The sequence below is a fragment of the Jiangella sp. DSM 45060 genome (assembly GCF_900105175.1).
Lineage (GTDB): Bacteria > Actinomycetota > Actinomycetes > Jiangellales > Jiangellaceae > Jiangella.
The window spans coordinates 3,591,265-3,609,505 of record NZ_LT629771.1; the positions used below are offsets into that span (position 1 = coordinate 3,591,265).

The following is an 18,241-nucleotide window of genomic DNA, read 5'->3' on the forward strand; positions in this document are numbered from 1 at the left end:
CACCTGCATGCGTAGTCTGATCCTCCCCCTCGCCCTCGTGCTCGCCGTGGCCACGGCCTGCGGCGACGACGGCGGCACCGAGAGCACCGCGAGCGACGACACCCGGGTGTTCGCCGCCGACAACGGCGACATCGAGATCCCCGCCGACCCGCAGCGGGTGGTCGCCACCGGGTACGCCGTCCCCGCCCTGATCGAGGCCGACGCGGCGCTGGCCGGCATCTCGTCGTGGGAGCGCGGGGTCGAGATGATGACCGACGAGGACCGCGCGACGTACGAGGAACTGCCGCGGGTCGCCGGGGAGTCCGCGGCGGAGACCGACTATGAGGCGATCGCCGAGCTGCGGCCCGACCTCATCGTGCTCGGCATCCCGCAGCCGGTCATGGGCGACATCGACCTGGAGTACTTGGAGTCGATCGCCCCGGTCGTCGCCATCGGGCCGACGGTGCCCGACGCCTGGCGCGAGCTGTCCGAGCGGCAGACCGACGCGGCGGACCGGCTGGACCACTTCGATGAGGACCGGACGGCCTACGAGGAGCGGGCCGCGGAACTGGCGGCGAAGTACGAGGACGCCCTCACCGGCCTGGAGTTCGGCCACGTCGGCGGGTACGGCGTCGCCGAGGAGGGGACGTTCCAGCGCGAGTTCGCGCGGTCGTGGGGCACGAACGTCGCCGAGGACGTCGGCGTGACGTACTACGGCGAGGTGGCCGTGCCGGGCGGCGGCGGCCGGGACGTCTCGGAGTACGTTTCGCTGGAGCAGATCACCGACAGCCTCGGCGAGGCCGACGCGATCACCTACACCGTCCAGCCCGACGGCACGCCGAACCCGTCGGTGCAGGCGGTGCTCGACTCCGGGCTGTGGCAGAACCTGCCCGCGGTGCAGGCCGGCCGCGCGTTCCCGGTCCGCTTCACCGAGGCGTCGACGTACCCGTCGGCGATGTTCACCCTCGACGCGCTGGACGAGGCGCTCGCGCCGCTGCTGGACGCCCGGTGAGGGCGCCCGAGGACCGCAGCGACCCGGGCCCCAAGGTCGCCGCGCACCACCGCTCCGGCAGCGGCGTCACCCGCGTCCCGTACCCCATCGGCGTCCGCGCGGTCGCCGTGCGCCGCCGCGAGCAGGTGACGCCGCGGATGCTGCGACTGACGCTCGGCGGGCCGGGCCTGGCCGGCTTCCACACCTACCACGCCGACGACCACGTCAAGATCGTCTTCCCCGACGGCGACGGCGTCCTGCGCGCGCCGGTGCCCAACGACCGCCAGCTGCTGGACTGGCCGCGGCCGCTCCCGCCGACCCGCGACTACACGATCCGCCGCTTCGACCCGGACGGGCTCGAGGTCGACGTCGACGTCGTCCTGCACGACGGCGGCCTGGCCTCGACGTGGGCGGCGGGCGCGGAGATCGGCGAGGAGGTGACGATCGCCGGCCCGCCGGGCGGCAAGGCGTTCCCGTACACCTACGACCACTACGTCTTCGCCGTCGACGCGACCGGGCTGCCGGCCGTCGCGCGCTGGCTGGAGTCGGCGCCGCCGGGCGTCAGCGCCGACGTGGTCGTGGCGGACGAGGGCGACTATTTGGTGCCCGGCGGCGATCGGGTGACGGTGCACCGGCCGGTCCTCGGCTCGGCGCTGGCCGCGACCGTCGACGCGCTCCCGCGCCCGCCCGGGCGGACGTTCCTGTTCGCGGCCGGCGAGGCGGGCGACGTCAAGCCGCTGCGCAGCTGGCGGCGCGGCGAGGTCGACGCGCTCGTGACCGGCTACTGGAAGCGCGGCGTCGCGGGGCACGACGAGGACTGACCGGCCCCGCTAGCCTGAGCCCGTGACGACGCAGCCGATCCCGGACCCCGCGCTGGTGGTGCTGGTCGGCGCCTCCGGTGCGGGCAAGTCGGTGTGGGCGCGGGACCGGTACCGCGCGCAGGAGATCGTGTCCTCCGACGACCTGCGCGGCGTGGTCGGCAGCGGCCGGCACGACCTCGACGCGACGGACGACGCGTTCGCGCTGCTCGACCGCATCGTCGCCGCGCGGGCCGGACGCGGGCTCACCGTCGTCGTCGACACGCTCGGCCTCGACGCCGACCGGCGCCGCGGCTACCTCGCCGTCGCGCGCGAGGCCGGGCTGCCCGCCGTCGCCGTCCGCTTCGACACCCCCGCCGAGCTGTGCCGGGCCCGCAACGCCGCCCGCGACCGGCCGGTGCCGGCGCCCGCGCTGGCCGGCCAGCTGCGCCGAGCGGGCGAGGTCGCGGCCGAGCTGGACGGCGAGGGCTGGGACCTGGTCGTCACGGTCGCGTCGGACGCACCGCAGGCCGCGTCCGCACCGCGGCCCGTCCCCGCCGCCGAGGCACCGGGCGAGCGCCAGGTGATCCTGCAGGTCTCCCGCTTCCCCTGGGGCGACGACCCGGCCGCCTGGCTCAAGGAGGTCGCCCTCGCCGCCGACGAGGCCGGATTCGCCGGGCTCGCGCTGATGGACCACCTCATCCAGATCCCGCAGGTCGGCCGCGCGTGGGACCCGATCCCGGAGCCGTTCACGACGCTCGGCCTGCTGGCCGGGCTCGGCACCGGGCTGCGGCTCGGCCCGCTGTGCACACCGGTGACGTTCCGGCCCGGCGGAATCATCGCCAAGGCGGTCGCGACGCTGGACGTGCTCAGCGGCGGGCGCGCGTTCGTCGGCATCGGCGCCGGCTGGTTCGGCCGCGAGCACGACGCGTACGGGCTGGCGTTCCCGCCGCCGAAGCAGCGGCTGGACGAGCTGGAGCGGGCGGTCGAGATCCTGCGGGCGCTGTGGGCGCCGGGCACCAAGGCGTACTCCGGCGACCGGGTCGAGCTGCCCGAGACGACGGCCTACCCGCGGCCCGTGGGGCGCCCGGAGATCGTCGTCGGCGGGTCCGGCGACCGGTCGCTGCGCATCGCCGCGGCCCTCGGCGACGCCTGCAACCTGCGCACCGACGACGGCTTCGACGAACGGCTGGCGGTGTTCGAGAAGCACCGCGAGCGCACCGGCCGCGACGTCGCCGTCACCGTCCTCGACCTCCCGATCGTCGGCCGCGACCGCGACGACGTCTGGCGGCGGGTCGAGCGGGCCCGCGGCAACGCCACCGCGGCGGCGTACGCGCGCAAGCACCACGCGGCGACGGCCGAGCAGACGGCGCGGCGGTACCGCGAGCTGTTCGATCGCGGCGTCCGCACCGTCTTCGTCGCCGTCCAGGACCTCGCCTCCCCCGACGACGTCCGCGCGCTCGCCCCCATCGCCGCGCCCTGACGCCGTCAGCGGAAGTCGCGCTCGATCCAGGTCGCGGGCGGCGCGTCCCTGGCCAGGAGCAGGAACCCGGCCAGCAGCGCCAGCAGCGCGGCGAGCGCGATCCAGTCGTCCCGGCTCCAGCGCCTCACACGACCAGTCCCATCGCGCGTGCCAGCAGCCCACACCAGGCGGCGACGCCGGCGGCGGACGGATGCACGCCGTCGGACAGCCAGTCGTCGGACAGCGCGCCGGCCCAGTCGACGACCACCAGGTTCGGGTACCGGTCCGCGACCGCCCGCAACTGGTCGTTCAGCCAGTCCGAATGGCTGCGGTCGGCGAACCGCTGCGTCGCGTCGCCGCGCCAGCGGTCCACGTGGACCGTGAGCCAGTAGACCGGGCGGCCGTCCGCCGCCGCCAGCACCCGCTCCACCTGCCGCCACCAGCCCAGCGGCGCGAACACGTCGTTCGCCCCGCTGACGACGACGAGGCCGCGATCCGGGATCAGCCCCGCGTTCGCGACGATCCAGTCCGCCGCCGGCGCCGTCGGCCGCCCCGGGTGCGCGTTGACGGCGACGGACAGCCCGGACGCCGCGGCCAGCTCGTCCACCGTCGCCCGGGCGATGGAGTCGCCCACCACCAGCAGGCCGTCGCCGTCGCGGACCCGCCGGAACTGCCGCGGCGTGCTGACGACCGGCGTCAGCTCCCGCCAGTCCCCCAGTGCGCCGGTGCCCGGCACCGTCCGGTCCTCCGTGAGCGCGGGCGGCAACGGCACGGCGGCCAGCGGCGCGGGAGCGGCGCGGGAGCGGCGAGCGGCGCCGCCGCCACCGGCTCCGGCTCCGGCGCGGCACACCCCACGATCGCGCTGACCAGCAGCGTCAGGGCGCAGGCAGGCAGAAGTGATCGAGGCATGGCGGTGCCTTCCGGTGAACGGGCCGGTGCGGGCCCCCGCCCGCCTCACCCCGAAGACGGGTCGGGCCGCCGATCCCGTTGCATCGGCCGAATCATGCCGAGGGCGCGATGCAGATCGAGCGTCAGTCGCGCAGGGCGAGGTACTCGGTGCGGGCGGCGAAGACGCCGCGCATCTCGGTGGTGACGCCGGCCATGAACTCGTCGCGGTAGGTGGAGTCGGTGAGGATGGAGATGGCGTAGTAGAGCCCCGTGAACGCGGCCATGCCGCCGGCCACCCGCAGCAGCGTCTCCGACAGCAGCGTCTCGTGGCCGAACAGCGAGATCGTCTGGCTCCACGAGCCGGTGGTGCCGGCCCATGCCTCCCCCACCTCCGGCGTCACCGCGAACAGCCCGAACGCGACGAAGAACGCGCCGACGCCGACGCTGACGACGGAGACCTGCAGGATCTGGCTCACCACGAGCGTCAGCCCGACGTTGATGCGCTGCCGGCGGGTCAGCGGCCGGGCGTCGCCGTTGAGGTCGGTCTCGAGCTGGCGCACCAGGCCGGGCGCCCGGACGGCGAAGAACACCAGGCCCAGGCCGAGCAGAAATCCCATCACGACCAGGGCGAACGCCCGCGGCATGTTCCCGAACATCTGCCACATCTCGGCGTTGACGAACAGCACGAGCGAGAAGATCAGCAGCAGCGGCAGCGTCCGGACCAGCCGGCCCAGCGACGCCGCGAGCTCGTCGGCCATGCGGCTGAGCGCCCAGAGCACCGTCGCGATGAGGCCGTACCCGACCACCAGGTACACCAGCAGCAGGAACACCGAGTTGCCGATGATGATGCCGAAGAACTGCCGCCACTGACCGGAGAAGATCACCGGCAGCAGCGCCGGCACCAGCACGAACGCCGCCAGCTCGGGCCGTCCGACCTCGCGCGGCAGTTCCAGGAAGCGGCGGCCGCGAACGCGGTTGAGCGCCCCGAACGCGGCGACCAGGATCGCCAGCCCGCCGAGCGCGGCGGCCACGTTGAGCAGGAACGGCCACTCCAGCTCGGTCGCGCCGAGCATCTCGCCCAGGAACACCAGCGCCAGCCACGGCGCCGCGCGGGTGAAGATGTCCTCGCTCGCCGTGTAGTCCTCGATGAACAAGGGCAGGCCACTGCGCCGGAACCGGCGCTCGTAGGCGGCGAGGTCCTCGCTGTGAGCCACGGTCGGACTCTACCGAGCGGCGGCTCGCGCGCCGGGCAAGCTCGCCCATGCGGCTTTTGGGTACGATCCGCCCGATAGGAGGTGCTGTGGACGAACCACGGTACACGCGCAACGAAGACCAGGCCGGGCGCTACGACCGGCACTGGAACGAGCTGCTGCAGGAGTTGCGCATCGCGCAGACCGGTGTGCAGATCCTGTTCGCGTTCCTGCTCACCATCGCGTTCACGTCGCCGTTCCGCGACGCCGACGACTTCACCCACGACGTGTACGCGGTGACGATCGTGCTGTCGGCGATGTCGATGGCGCTGCTGATCGCGCCGGTCTCGTTCCACCGCATCGTGTTCCGGCAGGGCCTGCGCGACCGGATGATCCCGCTGGCGTCGCGGATGACCGCGGGCGGGCTGGCGCTGCTGATGCTGGCGGTCTGCGGCGGGCTGCTGCTGGCGTTGGACGTCGTGCTGGTGCGCTGGCTGGCGATCACCGTCGCCTCAGCGGCACTACTCTGGTTCATCGTGTTCTGGTACGTGATCCCGGCCCGCGTCCGCGCGCGGAGCGCGTCTTGACCCTCGTCCACCACCGGCACGACGGCGACGGCTGGATCGACTGCGCCTGCGGGCAGCGGCACTGGGGCCGGTTCGGCGCGGCCGGCCTGATGCTGGTCGACGACGAGCGCGGCGTGCTGCTGCAGCACCGCGCGCACTGGAGCCACCACGGCGGCACCTGGGGCGTGCCCGGCGGTGCGCGCTCGTCGGGCGAGACTGCGCTGGAGGCGGCGCTGCGCGAGGCCGCCGAGGAGGCCGCCGTCCCGCCCGACGCCGTCCGGCCCAGCCACGCCTGGGTCGAGGACCACGGCCCGTGGTCCTACACGACGATCGTCGCGCGCGCGTCGCGGCCGGTGGACGGGCGTGCGGCCGACCCGGAGAGCCTCGACATCACCTGGATCCCGCTCGACGACGTCTCGGCGCTGCCGCTGCTGCCGGCGTTCGGCGCGATGTGGCCGCGCATCCGGGCGGCGGCGCCGTCCGACCTCGTGCTGGTGGTCGACGCGGCGAACGTGGTGGGCTCGCGGCCCGACGGCTGGTGGCGCGACCGCGTGGGCGCCACGACCCGGCTGCGCGACGAGCTGGGACTGCTGGCGCCGGTGCCCGCGGCGGCGCTGGAGCTGCCTGCGGCGCAGTGGTGGCCGCGGATCACGCTGGTCGCGGAGGGCCGGGCCCGAGGCGTCGCCTCGCTCGACGGCGTCACAGTGGTCGACGCTCCCGGCAGCGGCGACGACGCCATCGCAGCCACCGTCGCCTCCGCCGTCGCCGAACGCCCCGCCGACCACGTCGTCGCGGTGACGGCCGACCGCGAGCTGCGCGCGCGGGTCGGCGCCGCGGGTGGGCGCAGCGTCGGCCCGTCCACCCTGTTCGAGCTGACCGCCCGCGACCGCTGAGCGGCGCCCAGCCCGCTGCTTCCTCACCTGATCATCTTCACGATGTGGACGGCAAACGATCAGGTGACACAACCGCGCCCGATCGTGCCCTCTACGTCACCTGATCGTTTCGCGTCCGAATGGTGGAGATGATCAGGTGACACAACTGGGCCGGACCGCGCCGTTGCGTCACCTGATCGGGCGGGCGGAAACGATCAGGTGACGTAAGCGGGCTGGGTGGGCCGGAGGACGGGTGTGAGCCGTCAGGCGGACTTGCGCTTGGCGGCCGCCTTCTTCGCCGTCTTCTTCGCGGGGGCCGGCGCCTCCTCGGCGTCGGCCTTGCCGGCCGCCCGGTTCTGCTTGGCCTCCTCGACGCTGCGGCGCAGCGCCTCCATGAGGTCGACGACCTTGCCCTCGGCGGGCTCGGCCTCCGGCGCCGCGATGACCTCGGCGCCCTCGGCCTTGGCCTCGACCACCTTCAGCAGCGCCTCGCGGTAGTCGTCGTGGTACTCGTCGGGGTCGAAGTCGCCGGAGAGGGTGTCGATGTAGGACTCGGCCATCGCCATCTCCTGCTTGCGGACCTCGATGTCCTCGCCCAGGAAGTCGAACTCGGGCTTGCGGATCTCGTCGGGCCACAGCATGGTCTGCACGATCAGCGTGCCCTCGAACGAGCGCAGCACCGCCAGCCGCTCCTTGTTGCGCAGCGCCACCTTGACGACGCCGACGCGGCCGGAGCGTTCGAGGGAGTCGCGCAGCAGCGCGTACGGCTTGGTGTCGCCGGTGGGCTCGGCGTAGTAGGCGCGGTTCAGCGACGTGGGGTCGATCTGCGAGAACGGCACGAACCCGAGCACCTCGACCGACCGCGAGGACGTGATGGGGAGGTCCTCGAAGTCTTCGTCGGTGAGCACCACCAGCTGGCCGCCGGGCAGCTCGTAGCCCTTCGCGATGTCGGCGTAGGCGACCTCGTGCCCGCCCGCCTCGCAGACCCGCTTGTACCGGATGCGCCCGCCGTCGGCGGCGTGCACCTGCCGGAAGCTGACGTCCTTCTCCTGCGTCGCCGACACCAGCCGGACCGGGATCGACACCAGTCCGAACGAGATCGAACCCTTCCAGACCGTTTGCACAGGCATGTTCCACTCCGTCCGCCAGCACCTTCATCCGATGCGTGCCCCAAGCCTATTGTGGCTCGTGACGGCCCCGGCGCGCCTCCTGGGCCCCTTCCGCGCCGCGTGTCACCCTCAGATCATGAGGCCAAGACGAAACCTGAACGTCGCGGCGCCCGAACTGCTCATCGGGTCCCTCACGGCCTGGTGCGGCGAATGCGACGCGGAGACCGAGTTCGACAAGGTCCCGGGCGGCATGGGCGTCGAGTTCGCCTGCCGCGAGTGCTCGGCGGCGGTCTTCAACGGCGATCTCCCGCTCATCGAGTCGATCTTCCAGCCGGTCGCTGTCTAGGGGGCCGGCCGCCACCCTCGTCGCCGCCTGCCTGCGCGACGGCGACGGTGGCAGCCCGACGGCCGTGCTGGACGACGCGCCGCTGTCCGACGCCGACCGGCGCCGCGTCCCTGTGCTGGCCGGCACGTCGCACGCCGTCTTCGTCACGGACGGCGACCCGGTGCGGCTGCGCTTCTTCACCTCGGCCGGCGAGCTGCCCGCCTGCGGCCACGGCACGCTGGCCGCGCTCGCGCTGCTGGCCCACCAGAGCGGTGGCGACGTCGACGTCACCCTCACCGCGGGCCGGCGCACCTTCGCCGGCCGGGCGGTCCGGACCGGCTCGCTGGTCGCCGCCGAGTTCGACCCCGGCCCCGTCACGCTCCGCGGCCCCGGGACTGCCGAGTACCGCGCCGTCCGCGACGCTCTCGGCGCCGCGCCGGGGACGATCGCGGACGGCGCCGTCGTCGCGTCGTCGGGGCGGCCGCGGCTGCTCGGCCCGCTCGCCACGCGCGCCGCCGTCGCCGCGCTCGCCCCGGACCTCGACCGGCTCCGGGCGGCCTGTGACGACCACGGCCTGCTGGGCTGCTACGTGCACTCGGCGCCGGACGACGACGGCCGGGTGGCCGCCCGCATGTTCGCCCCGTCGATCGGGGTTCCCGAGGACGTCGCGAACGCCAACAGCACCGCCTGCCTCGCCGCCCACCTGGCCCGCTTCGGGCGCGCCCGGGTGACGGCGGACCTGGGCGACGCGCTCGGGCGGCCGGCCACCGTCACCGCGACGGTCCGCCCGGACGGCGCCGTGCGCGTCGGTGGCACGGCCGCCGTCGCCGGCCCGCTCCTGCTGTGACGGCGACAGCGGCTCAGGCCGCGGCCGCCGCGTCCACCACCCGGCCGTCGCGGAGTTCGAGGGTGCGGTCGGCCTGTTCCATCAGGGCGGGGTCGTGGGTGGCGACGACGGCCGTCATGCCGCGACGGCGGACGAGGTCGTGGATGAGCGCCATGACCGAGGCGCCGGTGCGGGTGTCCAGCTGCGCCGTCGGCTCGTCGGCGATCAGCACGTCCGGGTCGCCCGCGAGCGCCCGCGCGATGCCGACCCGCTGCTGCTGCCCGCCGGACAGCTCGTACGGACGCTGCTCGGCGTGGCCGTCCAGCCCGACCAGCGCCAGCAGCTCCACGACCCGGGCCGCCCGCGCGACCGGGTCGAGCTCCTGTAGCCGCAGCGGGATCTCGACGTTCTCGGCCGCGGTGAGGATGGGGATCAGCCCGAACGACTGGAACACGTAGCCGATCTGGTGGCGGCGCACGGGGACGAGCTCCTTCTCGCCCATCGCGGACACCTCGAGGTCACCGACGTACACGTGGCCGCTGGTGGGCCGGTCCAGCGCGCCGAGCAGGTTGAGCAGCGTCGTCTTCCCGGACCCGGACGGCCCCTTGACGACCAGCAGCTCGCCGGGGTGCGCCTCGAGGTCGACGGCGTTGACGGCGTGCACCTCGCGGGCGCCGCTGCCGAAGACCCGGCTGACGGCGACGGCGCGGACGGCGTGGTTCTCACTCACCGGCGACCCCTTCTCCACGGCGTTCCTTCTCGTCCGGCCACACCCCGATGTGGTCCGGTTCCAGCGCCAGCCGGACGCGGTCCTCCAGCCGCAGCGCGCCGACGAAGTCGTCGGGCAGCTGCAGCCGGCCGGCGCGGTCGAGCACGGCGAACTCCTCGGCGATGTGCCGCTCCTGGCCGTGCTCGTCCAGCTCGGTGCGCCGCAGGATCTCCGTGGCCGTGCGGCCGTCGCGGATCTGCACCGTCCGCCCGACGTGCCCGGCGACGGCCTGGTCGTGCGTCACCACCAGGACCGTCACGCCGAACTCGGTGTTCGCGTGCCGGATCGCCTCGAACACGTCGGCCGACGTGGCCTCGTCCAGCTCGCCGGTGGGCTCGTCGGCCAGCAGCACGCGCGGCTCGTTGACCAGCGCGACGGCGATGGCGACACGCTGCTGCTCGCCGCCGGACAGCTCGGCGGGACGGCGGTCGCGGCAGTGCGCGACGCCCATGGCCTCGAGCAGCAGCTCGACCCGGGCCGAGCGGGACCGGCGCCCGGCGATGGCGGCCGGGACGGCGACGTTCTCGGCCGCGGTGAGGTACGGCAGCAGGTTGCGCGACGTCTGCTGCCACACGAACCCGACGGTGTGCCGCTGGTAGCGGACCCGCTCGCGGCCCTTCATCGTCAGCATGTCCAGCCCGGCGACCTTGGCCACGCCCGCCGTGGGCGTGTCGAGCCCGGACAGGATGTTCAGCAGCGTCGACTTGCCCGAGCCGGAGGCGCCGACGACGGCGACCACCTCGCCCGCGTCGACGCGCAGGTTGAGCCCCTGCAGGGCCTGCACCTCGACGCCCTCGGCGGTGTAGATGCGCACGAGGTCCTCGCACACGATGTCGCGGCGCTCGGCCGCCAGCAGCTCCGTCACGTCTCGTCACCTATCCGTAGGATCCCCGCCGGCGTCAGCCGCCGTCCCGTCAGCACCGACACCACCACCGCCACGCCGACCACCAGCACGAAGCCCAGGGTCACGACACCGAGCAGGCCGAGCGGCAGGTGCACCGCCGGTTGCTCGCCGCCGCCGGTCAGCGACCGCAGGTCGACACCGGAGAGCACCGCCCACGGCAGCGCCACGCCCAGCACCAGCCCGGTCACTAACGAAACCGCCGCCACCGGCGCGGCCTCCCAGACGACCAGGCCCTCGCCCTGCCGGCTGGACAGCCCGAGCGTGCGCAGCTGTGACAGCAACCGCCCACGCGACGGCGCGCCCACCACCATGGTGAGCACGACGGCGGCCGCGCACAACAGCCCGGTGAGCGCGATGGCCCCGACGATGGCCCGCGCGGTGCCGTCGGTCACCGGGCCGCGCAGGTCCGCGACCGCCGACGCCGGTGTGATCACCGCCCGGTCCCCCACCTCGGCGGCGACGGCGGACGCGGACCCGCCGGAGCCGAGGTCGACCAGCGTGACCCGCGGCGGGATGATCGGCACGCCGGCGTCCTCGAGCACACCGCGATCGGCCAGCATCCACTGGCTGCCGGTCGTCAGCCCGGGGATCGAGTCGGCGGTCCCGGCGACGACGGCGTCCAGCCGCTCGCTCAGCGACAGCTGTCCGGTGGCGCCCTCGTCGACGACGCCGCCGGCGACCAGCAGCGGGATCGCGCCGTCCGGCCCTGGCTCGGTCAGCCCGGCCGGCAGCGGGTCCAGCGCGGTCCCGGCGGCGCGCAGCGCGTTGAGGGCGGCGACGTCGACGACGTAGAGCGGGACGCGGTTGTCGATGGCACCGACCTTGAACAGCGTCGGCCCGGTGGTCACGACGGGGACGACGGCGTCGACGCCGGGCACGTCCGCGACGGCGGCCAGCTCGTCCTCGGTGAGCGGCGTGCCGGTCACCCGGGCGTCCGCGCCGACCTCCTGCCACGCGGTCTGCTCGATGCCCCGCTCGGTGGTGGACCAGACGACGATCGAGAACGCGGCGATCGACATGCCGACGACCAGCGCGAGCATCGGGACGAACCCGGCGACCGGGTCGCGGACGGCCCGCGCGGCGCCGAGATAGGCGACGGTGCCGCGGCGGCCGCCGAGCAGCCGGCCCAGCGTCGCCATCGGCCGCGGGTACAGCCGCATGACGAGCACGCTGACGGCCAGCGCGAGCAGCAGCGGCGTGGCGGCCGTCAGCGGGTCGACACCCCCGCCGCCGGCGTCCAGGCCGCGGGCGTTGAGCGCGAGGGCGGCCGCCGCGGCCGCGCCGACGGCCAGCCCCTCGACCAGCTTGCGGGCCCGCGACGGCCGGGTCAGCCCGAGATCGCGGCGGACGGCGCGCAGCCCCTTCGGGCGCGCCGCCAGCGGCAGCAGCACGGCCGGCGCCAGGCCCACGACCAGCGGCAACGCCAGTCCGGCAGACCCGCCGACGCCGTCGACGAAGACGCCGGCGAGCGCGGTGGCCAACGCGGCGGCGGGCAGCCCCAGCAGCAGCCCTTCGGTGACCATCAGCAGCCGCAACTGCAGCGGCGACGCGCCGCGCGCGCCGATCAGCGCGAGCGCGGACCGGCGCCGCTCCACCATCAGGCGGGCGGCCAGCGCCAGCACCGCCAGCGCGACGCCGAGCGGCCCGGCCGCGACGATCGCCACCACCGCCTGGGAGCTGTCGTGCCGCTCGGCCACCCGGTCCAGGACGTCGACCGAGCCGGTGGTGAGGATCGGCGAGAACGGCAGACCGTAGATGTTCGTCCCGGCATCGACAGGCGGTGCCGCGGCGATGAACCGGCTCAACGCGTCGCGCAGCGGCACGGTGAAGTCCGCCCGCGCGGACGAGACGTCCACCGGGTACCAGAGCCGCGTCTCCATCGGGGACCCGAGCACGGGCGCGAGCGCCGCCCACGACTGCGGGTCGACATACGCGGCGACGGTCACCGCCCGGCCGCGGTCCCAGTCGTCGTAGACCTCCGGCGTCTGCGCGGCGCGGTGGTGCGCCCACGCCGGCGCGCCGGCGTCCAGCGGCTCGTACACACCGGACAGCCGATACGTCATCTCCAGCATGCTGACCGGCTGGAACGCCTGCGTGACGCTGCCGACCGTCCAGCCGATCTCCTCGGCCGACGCCCGTGACAGCATGACGTCGACGACCAGCGACTCACCCGGCGTGACCGGTCCGGTGACCGGCGCCGGCGCCTCGCCCTCGACCACGCGGACGGTCTCGGCCCAGTACGGGTCGGCGGTCGGCAGCAGGTTGGTGACGCTGTCGGACGCGCGCACCTCGGCCCGCCAGGTCGGCGCGGTCACGACGAAGCGGCCGGGTCCGGTCGCCGTACGAACCGCCTCAGGGGCGCCGTCGCGGACCGCGGCGATCGATTGGTCGAGCGGCGCCCAGAGGTCACCGTCCTCGCCCATGGGCGGCGGCGCGGCGACCACCGACGTCACATCGCGCAGCGCCGGCCGGGTGCCCGCCATCTCCGAGCGAAGATCGTCGGTGAACACCTGCTCGGCCAGCCGCGGCAGCGCCGCCGCGACCAGCGCCAGCACGAACACCACCCCGACGACGACCAGCGCCGCCGCGCGGTCGGCGAGGAACTGCCGGCGGAACAGCCGCCCGGTCCCCAGACCCCGGCTCATCGCCGCGCCACCTCCCCGGCCGCTCCCGGTGATGCGTATCGGTGCTCGTTGCAAAGCGAGCCGACCGGCCACCCCGCGCCACGAGGCTCGTTCATCGCCGCTCCTCCCCTGGAACGGCCGCGGCCGCGTCTCGTCCGGCCCGCGACGCCTGCAGCAGCGCCACCGCGGCGACCACTCCGGCCAGCGCGACCCCGAACACGGCCAGCGCGCCCAGGTTGGCGCCGCCGACCGGGTCCAGCGCCTGCGGCACCCCGGACGTCGCGGCGCGGGCCAGCACCGTCACCGTCAGCGCGGCGACCACCACCCCGCCCAGCGCGCCCGCCACCATCGCCAGCAGCCCCATGCCGGCCTGCTCGATCCGCCGTGACCGCGCCTGCTCCGACGGCGCCACGCCGACGACGCGCAGCACGGCCAGCTCGCCGCGCCGCTGCCGCCGCAACGTCGCCGCCGACGCGACCGCGCCGATCGCCGTCAGCACCACCGCCGCCGCGGCCACCGACCAGAACGCCGGCACGACGTGCCGGGCCAGGCCGTGGTCGAGCAGCCCGGAGCGGACGGTCTCGCGGTCGGTCACGTCCGCCGCGCTCGCCAGACCGGCGTCCTCGACCGCCGCGGCCAGCGCCGCGGTGTCGCCGCCGCCGGCGCTCAGCCACACCTCGGTGATGCGCTGCGGCCGGTCCGCGACCCGCAGCAGCGCCGCCGTGACGCTGGGGAGGTCGGCCACGAACGCGACCGGCTCGGCCACGCCGGGCACGACCGGCACCTCGTCGACGACGCTCGCGTCGATCCTGGCGCCGACGACGTGCAGGGTGACCGGGTCACCGACCTGCAGGCCGAAGCGGTCCAGGGCGTCCCGCGAAGCCACGACGGGCACCGGGTCGCCGGTCGCGGCGGGCGGGGTCAGCCGCACGGTGGCGCCGGGCTGGAACGCCACGGCCGCGGCCGACAGCGGCGACGCCGTGCCGGGTTCCGCGGCGTCGACGCGGTAGCTGGCCTCGGCCTGCGGCTGCCACGCCCCGGCGCCGTCCAGCGGCACGTCGGTGGCCGTCCCGGACGCGTCGACCGCGCGCACCGCCGTCACGGCCGGCTCGCTCTCACCGGCCACGGCGAGGGTGAGGTCCGCGGCGACGACGGTGCCGAAGCCGGCCGGCACGGCCGCGACGCCGTCCTCGACGACGGCCTGGGCCAGCACGCCGCCGGCGTCGGCGACCAGCAGCGTCGCCGCACCGACGCCGGTCGCGTCGACCTCCAGCCGCTCGGTGCCCTCGGGCAGCTCCAGGCCGGCCAGCGGCGGTTCCGCGGGCGCGACCTCGGCGGCAACCCGATCGGCGGGGAACACGTCGTCGCGGCCCTCGACGACCGCGCCCAGGCCGGCGGCCGGCATCGCGAGCAGCGCCGTGCTCTCGTCGCCGATGCGGGCGCCGGTGGACAGCACCCCGACGGCCTCGGCGGCGCCGTCGACCTGCCCGTACGGCAGCGCCGACTCCGCCGGGCGGGCCGCCGTGAGCGGCCCCGCGCGGTCGAACGTCACCCGCACGTCGGCGCCGGAGCGGACGTCGGCGAGGTCCTCCTGCAGGCCGGTCCAGGTGGCGGAGTAGGACGCCGCGAGCACGCCCGCGCCCGCCGTCACCACCACGAGCACGACCACCGACGCGTACACCGGTAGCCGGCGGGTCACCTGCCAGGCCGGCAGCAGCAGCCCGAGCCGGCGGCGCCCGGCCAGCGCCCGCTCGGCCAGCGCCAGCGGGAACGGGACGGCCAGCAGGGCGAGCGCCGCGCAGGCCAGCAGCGCCAGCGCCGGACCCGGGGTGGCGAGCAGATCGGCGCCGCCAGTGCCCGACGCCTCGCCGTAGCGGCGCAGCTGCCAGATCGCGACCGCGGCGGCGATCAGCGCGACGGCGGCGAAGCTCCAGCCGATGGCGCCGGTGGCGCGGCGGCTGCTGAACGCGACGGTGTCCTCGACCCGGCGGCGGGCGGTCGCGGCGGCGCCTGCGACCAGCAGCGCGAGCGTCCCGGCGGCGACGCCCCCGGCGCACCACGCGGCCACCCCGGTGTCGACGGCCGGCCCGCCGGCGGCTCGCAGCGCGGCCACCGTCGCGGCGGCGCCGAGCGCGGCCGCGGGCACGACCACCGCGACCGACTCCAGCACCGACCACCACACCAGCTGCGCCGCGGAGAGCCCACGCGAGCGCAGCAGCGTCGTCTCGACCTCGCGGACCACGCCGAGCAGCCGGGCCACCTGCGCACCGGTGACGATCGCGACTGCCACCAGCACGACCAGCGGGACGGCGGACACGCTGGTGCCGCGGCTGACGTCGGCGTCCAGCGACCCGGCGGTCGCCGCGAGCTCGCCGCTCACGGCGACGCCGCGGACGTCGACGCGGTTGTCGCCCTCCAGCGCACCGGGCAGCCCCGGCAGCGCGCCGGCCAGCGCGGCCACCTGCCCGGGCGTGATCGCGTCGGCCTGCGGCGTGACGCGCCAGCGCACCCGCGGCGACGGCTCGACGGCGGTCAGCGCCTCCTCGGTGACCACGAAAGGCCCGTACGCGGAGCCGTCGACGCCGGTCACCTCGATCGGCTCGCCGAACCAGAACGGGTCGTCGGGGTCGGCCGGCAGCCAGGTGCCGGTCACCCGCACGAGGGTCTCGCCGACGGTGATCTGGTCGCCGACGGCCAGGCCGAGCGCCTCGGCGGCGGTCGCGTGCAGCGCTGCCTGGGTGACCCTGCCGCCGTCGACCGGCCACCCGCCGTCGACCAGCTCGGCGTGCTCCTCCAGGCCCTCGTAGACGGTGAGGACGCCGCGCGCGTCCTGGTCGCTGCTGGGCACGGCCAGGGCGTCCTCGCCGCCGGCCAGGCTGCGGTACGCCGCCAGCGGCGCCCCGCCGGACCGCTCCGCCACCACCTCACGGACGGCGGCGTCCTGGTCGGCGGGGTCGGGCGCCAGCCGGGTGACGACCTGCACGGCGGCCTCCGCCGGCGGCGCGGTGCGCAACGCCTCACGGACGCCGTCCTGGCTGGCCACGACCAGGTAGCCGACCAGTCCGGTGGTGACGGCCGCCACCACGAACGCCCAGGCGGCCACCGTCGCCACGACGGCGGCGTGGGCGCGGGCCCGCTTGATTCGCATCAGCCGTGCTCACCAGCCCGGCAATCGTTTCCCCCACGCATGATCGGCACAGACTACCGGGGACGACGCAGGGCATAACAGGCCACAGCAGTCGCTGAGGCCACATTGAGACTGTCGACGCCGGCCTGCATCGGGATGCGTACGCGCCGGTCAGCGGCCGCCATCCAGCGCGCCGACAATCCGTGCCCCTCGCCGCCGACGAGCAGCGCCGTCCGCTCGGCCGGGTCCACGTCGGCGAGGTCGACGGCGTCGTCGGCCGGGGTGAGCGCGAGCGTCTCGAACCCGGCGGCGGCCAGCGCGGCAGGCGCGTCGTACCACTCCTCGACCCGGGTGTACGGGACGGAGAACACGGTGCCCATCGACACCTTGACGGCGCGCCGGTACAGCGGGTCGGCGCAGCGCGGGCCGAGCAGGACGGCGTCCCAGCCCAGCGCCGCGGCGCAGCGGAAGATCGCGCCGACGTTGGTGTGGTCGACGAGGTCCTCCAGGACGACCACCCGCCGGGCCGTGGCCAGCACCTCGTCGATCGGCGGCAGCGGCCGGCGGTGCAGCGACGCCAGCGCGCCGCGGTGCACGTGGAAGCCGGTGACGCCCTCGATGACCGGCTCCGGCGCCACGTAGACGGGGACGTCGCCGGCCGCGGCGAGCACGTCGGACAGCGCGTCGACCCAGCGCGGCGCCATGAGGAACGAGCGCGGCCGGAAGCCCGCGGCGACCGCCCGGCGCACCACCTTCTCGCCCTCGGCGAGGAACAGCCCGTGCTCGGCCTCCAGCGACGTGCGCAACTGGACGTCGCGCAGTGAGACGTAGTCGGCCAGCCGCGGGTCGTCGACCCCGGCGACCTCGACCAGGCGCGGGCCCGTCATCGCAGCACCAGCACGACGACGGCGGTGACGCCGACGACCACGATCACGACGCGCAGCACCAGCGGCGACAGCCGCCGCCCGATCCGCGCGCCGACCAGACCGCCGGTCGCGGCGCCGAGCGCGATCAGCCCGGCCACCGCCCAGTCGACGTCGGCCACCACCATGAACACCAGCCCCGCGACCAGGTTCACCAGCCCGGCCTGCACGTTCTTGACCGCGTTGAGCCGCTGCAGCGAGTCCGACAGTCCCAGCCCCAGCACGGCGAGCAGCAGCACGCCCTGCGCGGCGCCGAAGTAGCCGCCGTAGACCGCGGTCAGCAGCACCAGCAGCCAGATGACCGGCCCGCCGTGCTCACGTCCGGACGGGCGCTGCTTGAGCCGCCGCGCGATCCACGGCTGCGCCGCCACCAGCACACAGGCCAGCACGATCAGCACCGGCACGATCGCCTCGAACGCGCCGGGCGGCAACGCCAGCAGCAGCACCGCGCCACCGGCGCCACCCACGAGCGCGGCCAGCCCGAACCGGAGCACCCGGTCGCGCTGGCCGCGCAGTTCCCGCCGATAGCCCCAGGCCCCCATGAGCGAGCCCGGGACCAGCCCGACGGTGTTGGACACGTTGGCCACCACGGGCGGGTAGCCCAGCGCCAGCAACGTCGGGAACGTGATCATCGTCCCGGAGCCCACGACGACGTTGATCGCACCCGCGGCGAACCCGGCCGCGACGATCGCGACGACGTCGAGCAGGCTCACCCCGCCGGAGGCGCGGGCGGTGCGGGCGGCGGCGTGGACGGCGGCTCGTCACCGGGGTCCTGGGTCAGGTCGCGGCCCAGGGCCGGGCCGGTCGCGCCGTTGCCCGCGGGACCGCGCTCGTCGCCGGACGCGCCGTCGCCGGACGCGGCGTCGCCGGACACGGCGTCGCCGGACGC

Annotated in this window: 17 protein-coding genes; 7 read left to right on the forward strand and 10 right to left on the reverse strand. The window is 75.4% G+C overall.

Annotated features, from left to right (window positions below):
- Positions 1-7 precede the first annotated feature (7 nt).
- Genes BLU82_RS16120 through BLU82_RS16130 form a run of 3 tightly spaced genes read left to right on the forward strand, consistent with a single transcriptional unit; the run spans position 8 to position 3,250 of the window.
- Positions 8-991, forward strand: coding sequence for an ABC transporter substrate-binding protein (locus BLU82_RS16120; RefSeq protein WP_092622195.1), 984 nt, complete (start codon positions 8-10; stop codon positions 989-991).
- Positions 988-1,791, forward strand: a complete 804-nt coding sequence (locus tag BLU82_RS16125; protein ID WP_092622196.1) for a siderophore-interacting protein — start codon at positions 988-990, stop codon at positions 1,789-1,791. Before BLU82_RS16120 ends, BLU82_RS16125 begins: the two co-directional genes overlap by 4 nt.
- 22 nt (positions 1,792-1,813) lie before the next feature.
- A complete protein-coding gene (locus BLU82_RS16130; protein ID WP_092622197.1) occupies positions 1,814-3,250 on the forward strand; it encodes an LLM class flavin-dependent oxidoreductase in 1,437 nt (478 codons plus the stop codon).
- A gap of 5 nt (positions 3,251-3,255) precedes the next feature.
- Here the strand turns inward: BLU82_RS16130 and BLU82_RS35990 are convergent, their stop codons facing one another.
- The 3 genes from BLU82_RS35990 to BLU82_RS16140 form a co-directional block, all read right to left on the reverse strand.
- Entirely contained in the window at positions 3,256-3,378 is a 123-nt protein-coding gene (locus BLU82_RS35990) for a hypothetical protein (protein ID WP_255367112.1), read from the reverse strand.
- Positions 3,375-4,001 carry a GDSL-type esterase/lipase family protein gene (locus BLU82_RS16135; protein ID WP_157741044.1) on the reverse strand — a complete coding sequence of 209 codons (627 nt, stop codon included), beginning with the start codon at positions 3,999-4,001 and terminating at the stop codon, positions 3,375-3,377. Before BLU82_RS16135 ends, BLU82_RS35990 begins: the two co-directional genes overlap by 4 nt.
- A 259-nt stretch (positions 4,002-4,260) precedes the next feature.
- On the reverse strand, positions 4,261-5,331 hold the full coding sequence (locus BLU82_RS16140; protein ID WP_092622199.1) for a hypothetical protein: 1,071 nt from the start codon (positions 5,329-5,331) through the stop codon (positions 4,261-4,263).
- An 86-nt stretch (positions 5,332-5,417) separates the two neighbouring features.
- Between BLU82_RS16140 and BLU82_RS16145 the strand changes: the two genes are divergently transcribed.
- A complete protein-coding gene (locus BLU82_RS16145; RefSeq protein WP_197682983.1) occupies positions 5,418-5,894 on the forward strand; it encodes a DUF6328 family protein in 477 nt (158 codons plus the stop codon).
- The gene (locus BLU82_RS16150; RefSeq protein ID WP_197682984.1) at positions 5,891-6,766 is read left to right on the forward strand and encodes an NUDIX domain-containing protein; all 876 of its coding nucleotides are present in this window, start codon (positions 5,891-5,893) and stop codon (positions 6,764-6,766) included. Before BLU82_RS16145 ends, BLU82_RS16150 begins: the two co-directional genes overlap by 4 nt.
- 242 nt (positions 6,767-7,008) lie before the next feature.
- Here BLU82_RS16150 and BLU82_RS16155 read toward each other — a convergent pair whose 3' ends face one another.
- Entirely contained in the window at positions 7,009-7,875 is an 867-nt protein-coding gene (locus BLU82_RS16155; protein ID WP_231947800.1) for a Ku protein, read from the reverse strand.
- A 115-nt stretch (positions 7,876-7,990) separates the two neighbouring features.
- Between BLU82_RS16155 and BLU82_RS34205 the strand changes: the two genes are divergently transcribed.
- The gene (locus tag BLU82_RS34205; RefSeq protein WP_141711691.1) at positions 7,991-8,200 is read left to right on the forward strand and encodes a hypothetical protein; all 210 of its coding nucleotides are present in this window, start codon (positions 7,991-7,993) and stop codon (positions 8,198-8,200) included.
- Between the two features lie 64 nt (positions 8,201-8,264).
- Positions 8,265-9,026, forward strand: coding sequence for a PhzF family phenazine biosynthesis protein (locus tag BLU82_RS16165; RefSeq protein ID WP_092622203.1), 762 nt, complete (start codon positions 8,265-8,267; stop codon positions 9,024-9,026).
- Between the two features lie 13 nt (positions 9,027-9,039).
- Here BLU82_RS16165 and BLU82_RS16170 read toward each other — a convergent pair whose 3' ends face one another.
- From BLU82_RS16170 to BLU82_RS16195, 6 genes are all read right to left on the reverse strand, one after another.
- Positions 9,040-9,735, reverse strand: coding sequence for an ABC transporter ATP-binding protein (locus BLU82_RS16170; RefSeq protein WP_092625911.1), 696 nt, complete (start codon positions 9,733-9,735; stop codon positions 9,040-9,042).
- Positions 9,728-10,639, reverse strand: a complete 912-nt coding sequence (locus BLU82_RS16175; RefSeq protein ID WP_092622204.1) for an ABC transporter ATP-binding protein — start codon at positions 10,637-10,639, stop codon at positions 9,728-9,730. The genes BLU82_RS16170 and BLU82_RS16175 overlap by 8 nt, the downstream gene beginning before the upstream one ends.
- Positions 10,636-13,323 carry an FtsX-like permease family protein gene (locus tag BLU82_RS16180; protein WP_092622205.1) on the reverse strand — a complete coding sequence of 896 codons (2,688 nt, stop codon included), beginning with the start codon at positions 13,321-13,323 and terminating at the stop codon, positions 10,636-10,638. The genes BLU82_RS16175 and BLU82_RS16180 overlap by 4 nt, the downstream gene beginning before the upstream one ends.
- 91 nt (positions 13,324-13,414) lie before the next feature.
- Complete coding sequence (locus BLU82_RS16185; RefSeq protein WP_092622206.1) at positions 13,415-16,450, reverse strand: hypothetical protein; 3,036 nt, start codon at positions 16,448-16,450, stop codon at positions 13,415-13,417.
- A gap of 53 nt (positions 16,451-16,503) precedes the next feature.
- Positions 16,504-17,316 carry an RNA methyltransferase gene (locus BLU82_RS16190; RefSeq protein WP_092622207.1) on the reverse strand — a complete coding sequence of 271 codons (813 nt, stop codon included), beginning with the start codon at positions 17,314-17,316 and terminating at the stop codon, positions 16,504-16,506.
- Positions 17,313-18,065, reverse strand: a complete 753-nt coding sequence (locus tag BLU82_RS16195; RefSeq protein ID WP_092619554.1) for a sulfite exporter TauE/SafE family protein — start codon at positions 18,063-18,065, stop codon at positions 17,313-17,315. Before BLU82_RS16195 ends, BLU82_RS16190 begins: the two co-directional genes overlap by 4 nt.
- Between the last annotated feature and the right edge of the window lie 176 nt (positions 18,066-18,241).

Coding starts and splice junctions, on each gene's coding strand:
- BLU82_RS16120 (WP_092622195.1), top strand. CDS start 8: ATGCGTAGTCTGATCCTCCCCCTCGCCCTCGTGCTCGCCGTGGCCACG.
- BLU82_RS16155 (WP_231947800.1), bottom strand. CDS start 7,875: ATGCCTGTGCAAACGGTCTGGAAGGGTTCGATCTCGTTCGGACTGGTG.
- BLU82_RS34205 (WP_141711691.1), top strand. CDS start 7,991: ATGAGGCCAAGACGAAACCTGAACGTCGCGGCGCCCGAACTGCTCATC.
- BLU82_RS16180 (WP_092622205.1), bottom strand. CDS start 13,323: ATGAGCCGGGGTCTGGGGACCGGGCGGCTGTTCCGCCGGCAGTTCCTC.
- BLU82_RS16185 (WP_092622206.1), bottom strand. CDS start 16,450: ATGCGAATCAAGCGGGCCCGCGCCCACGCCGCCGTCGTGGCGACGGTG.
- BLU82_RS16190 (WP_092622207.1), bottom strand. CDS start 17,316: ATGACGGGCCCGCGCCTGGTCGAGGTCGCCGGGGTCGACGACCCGCGG.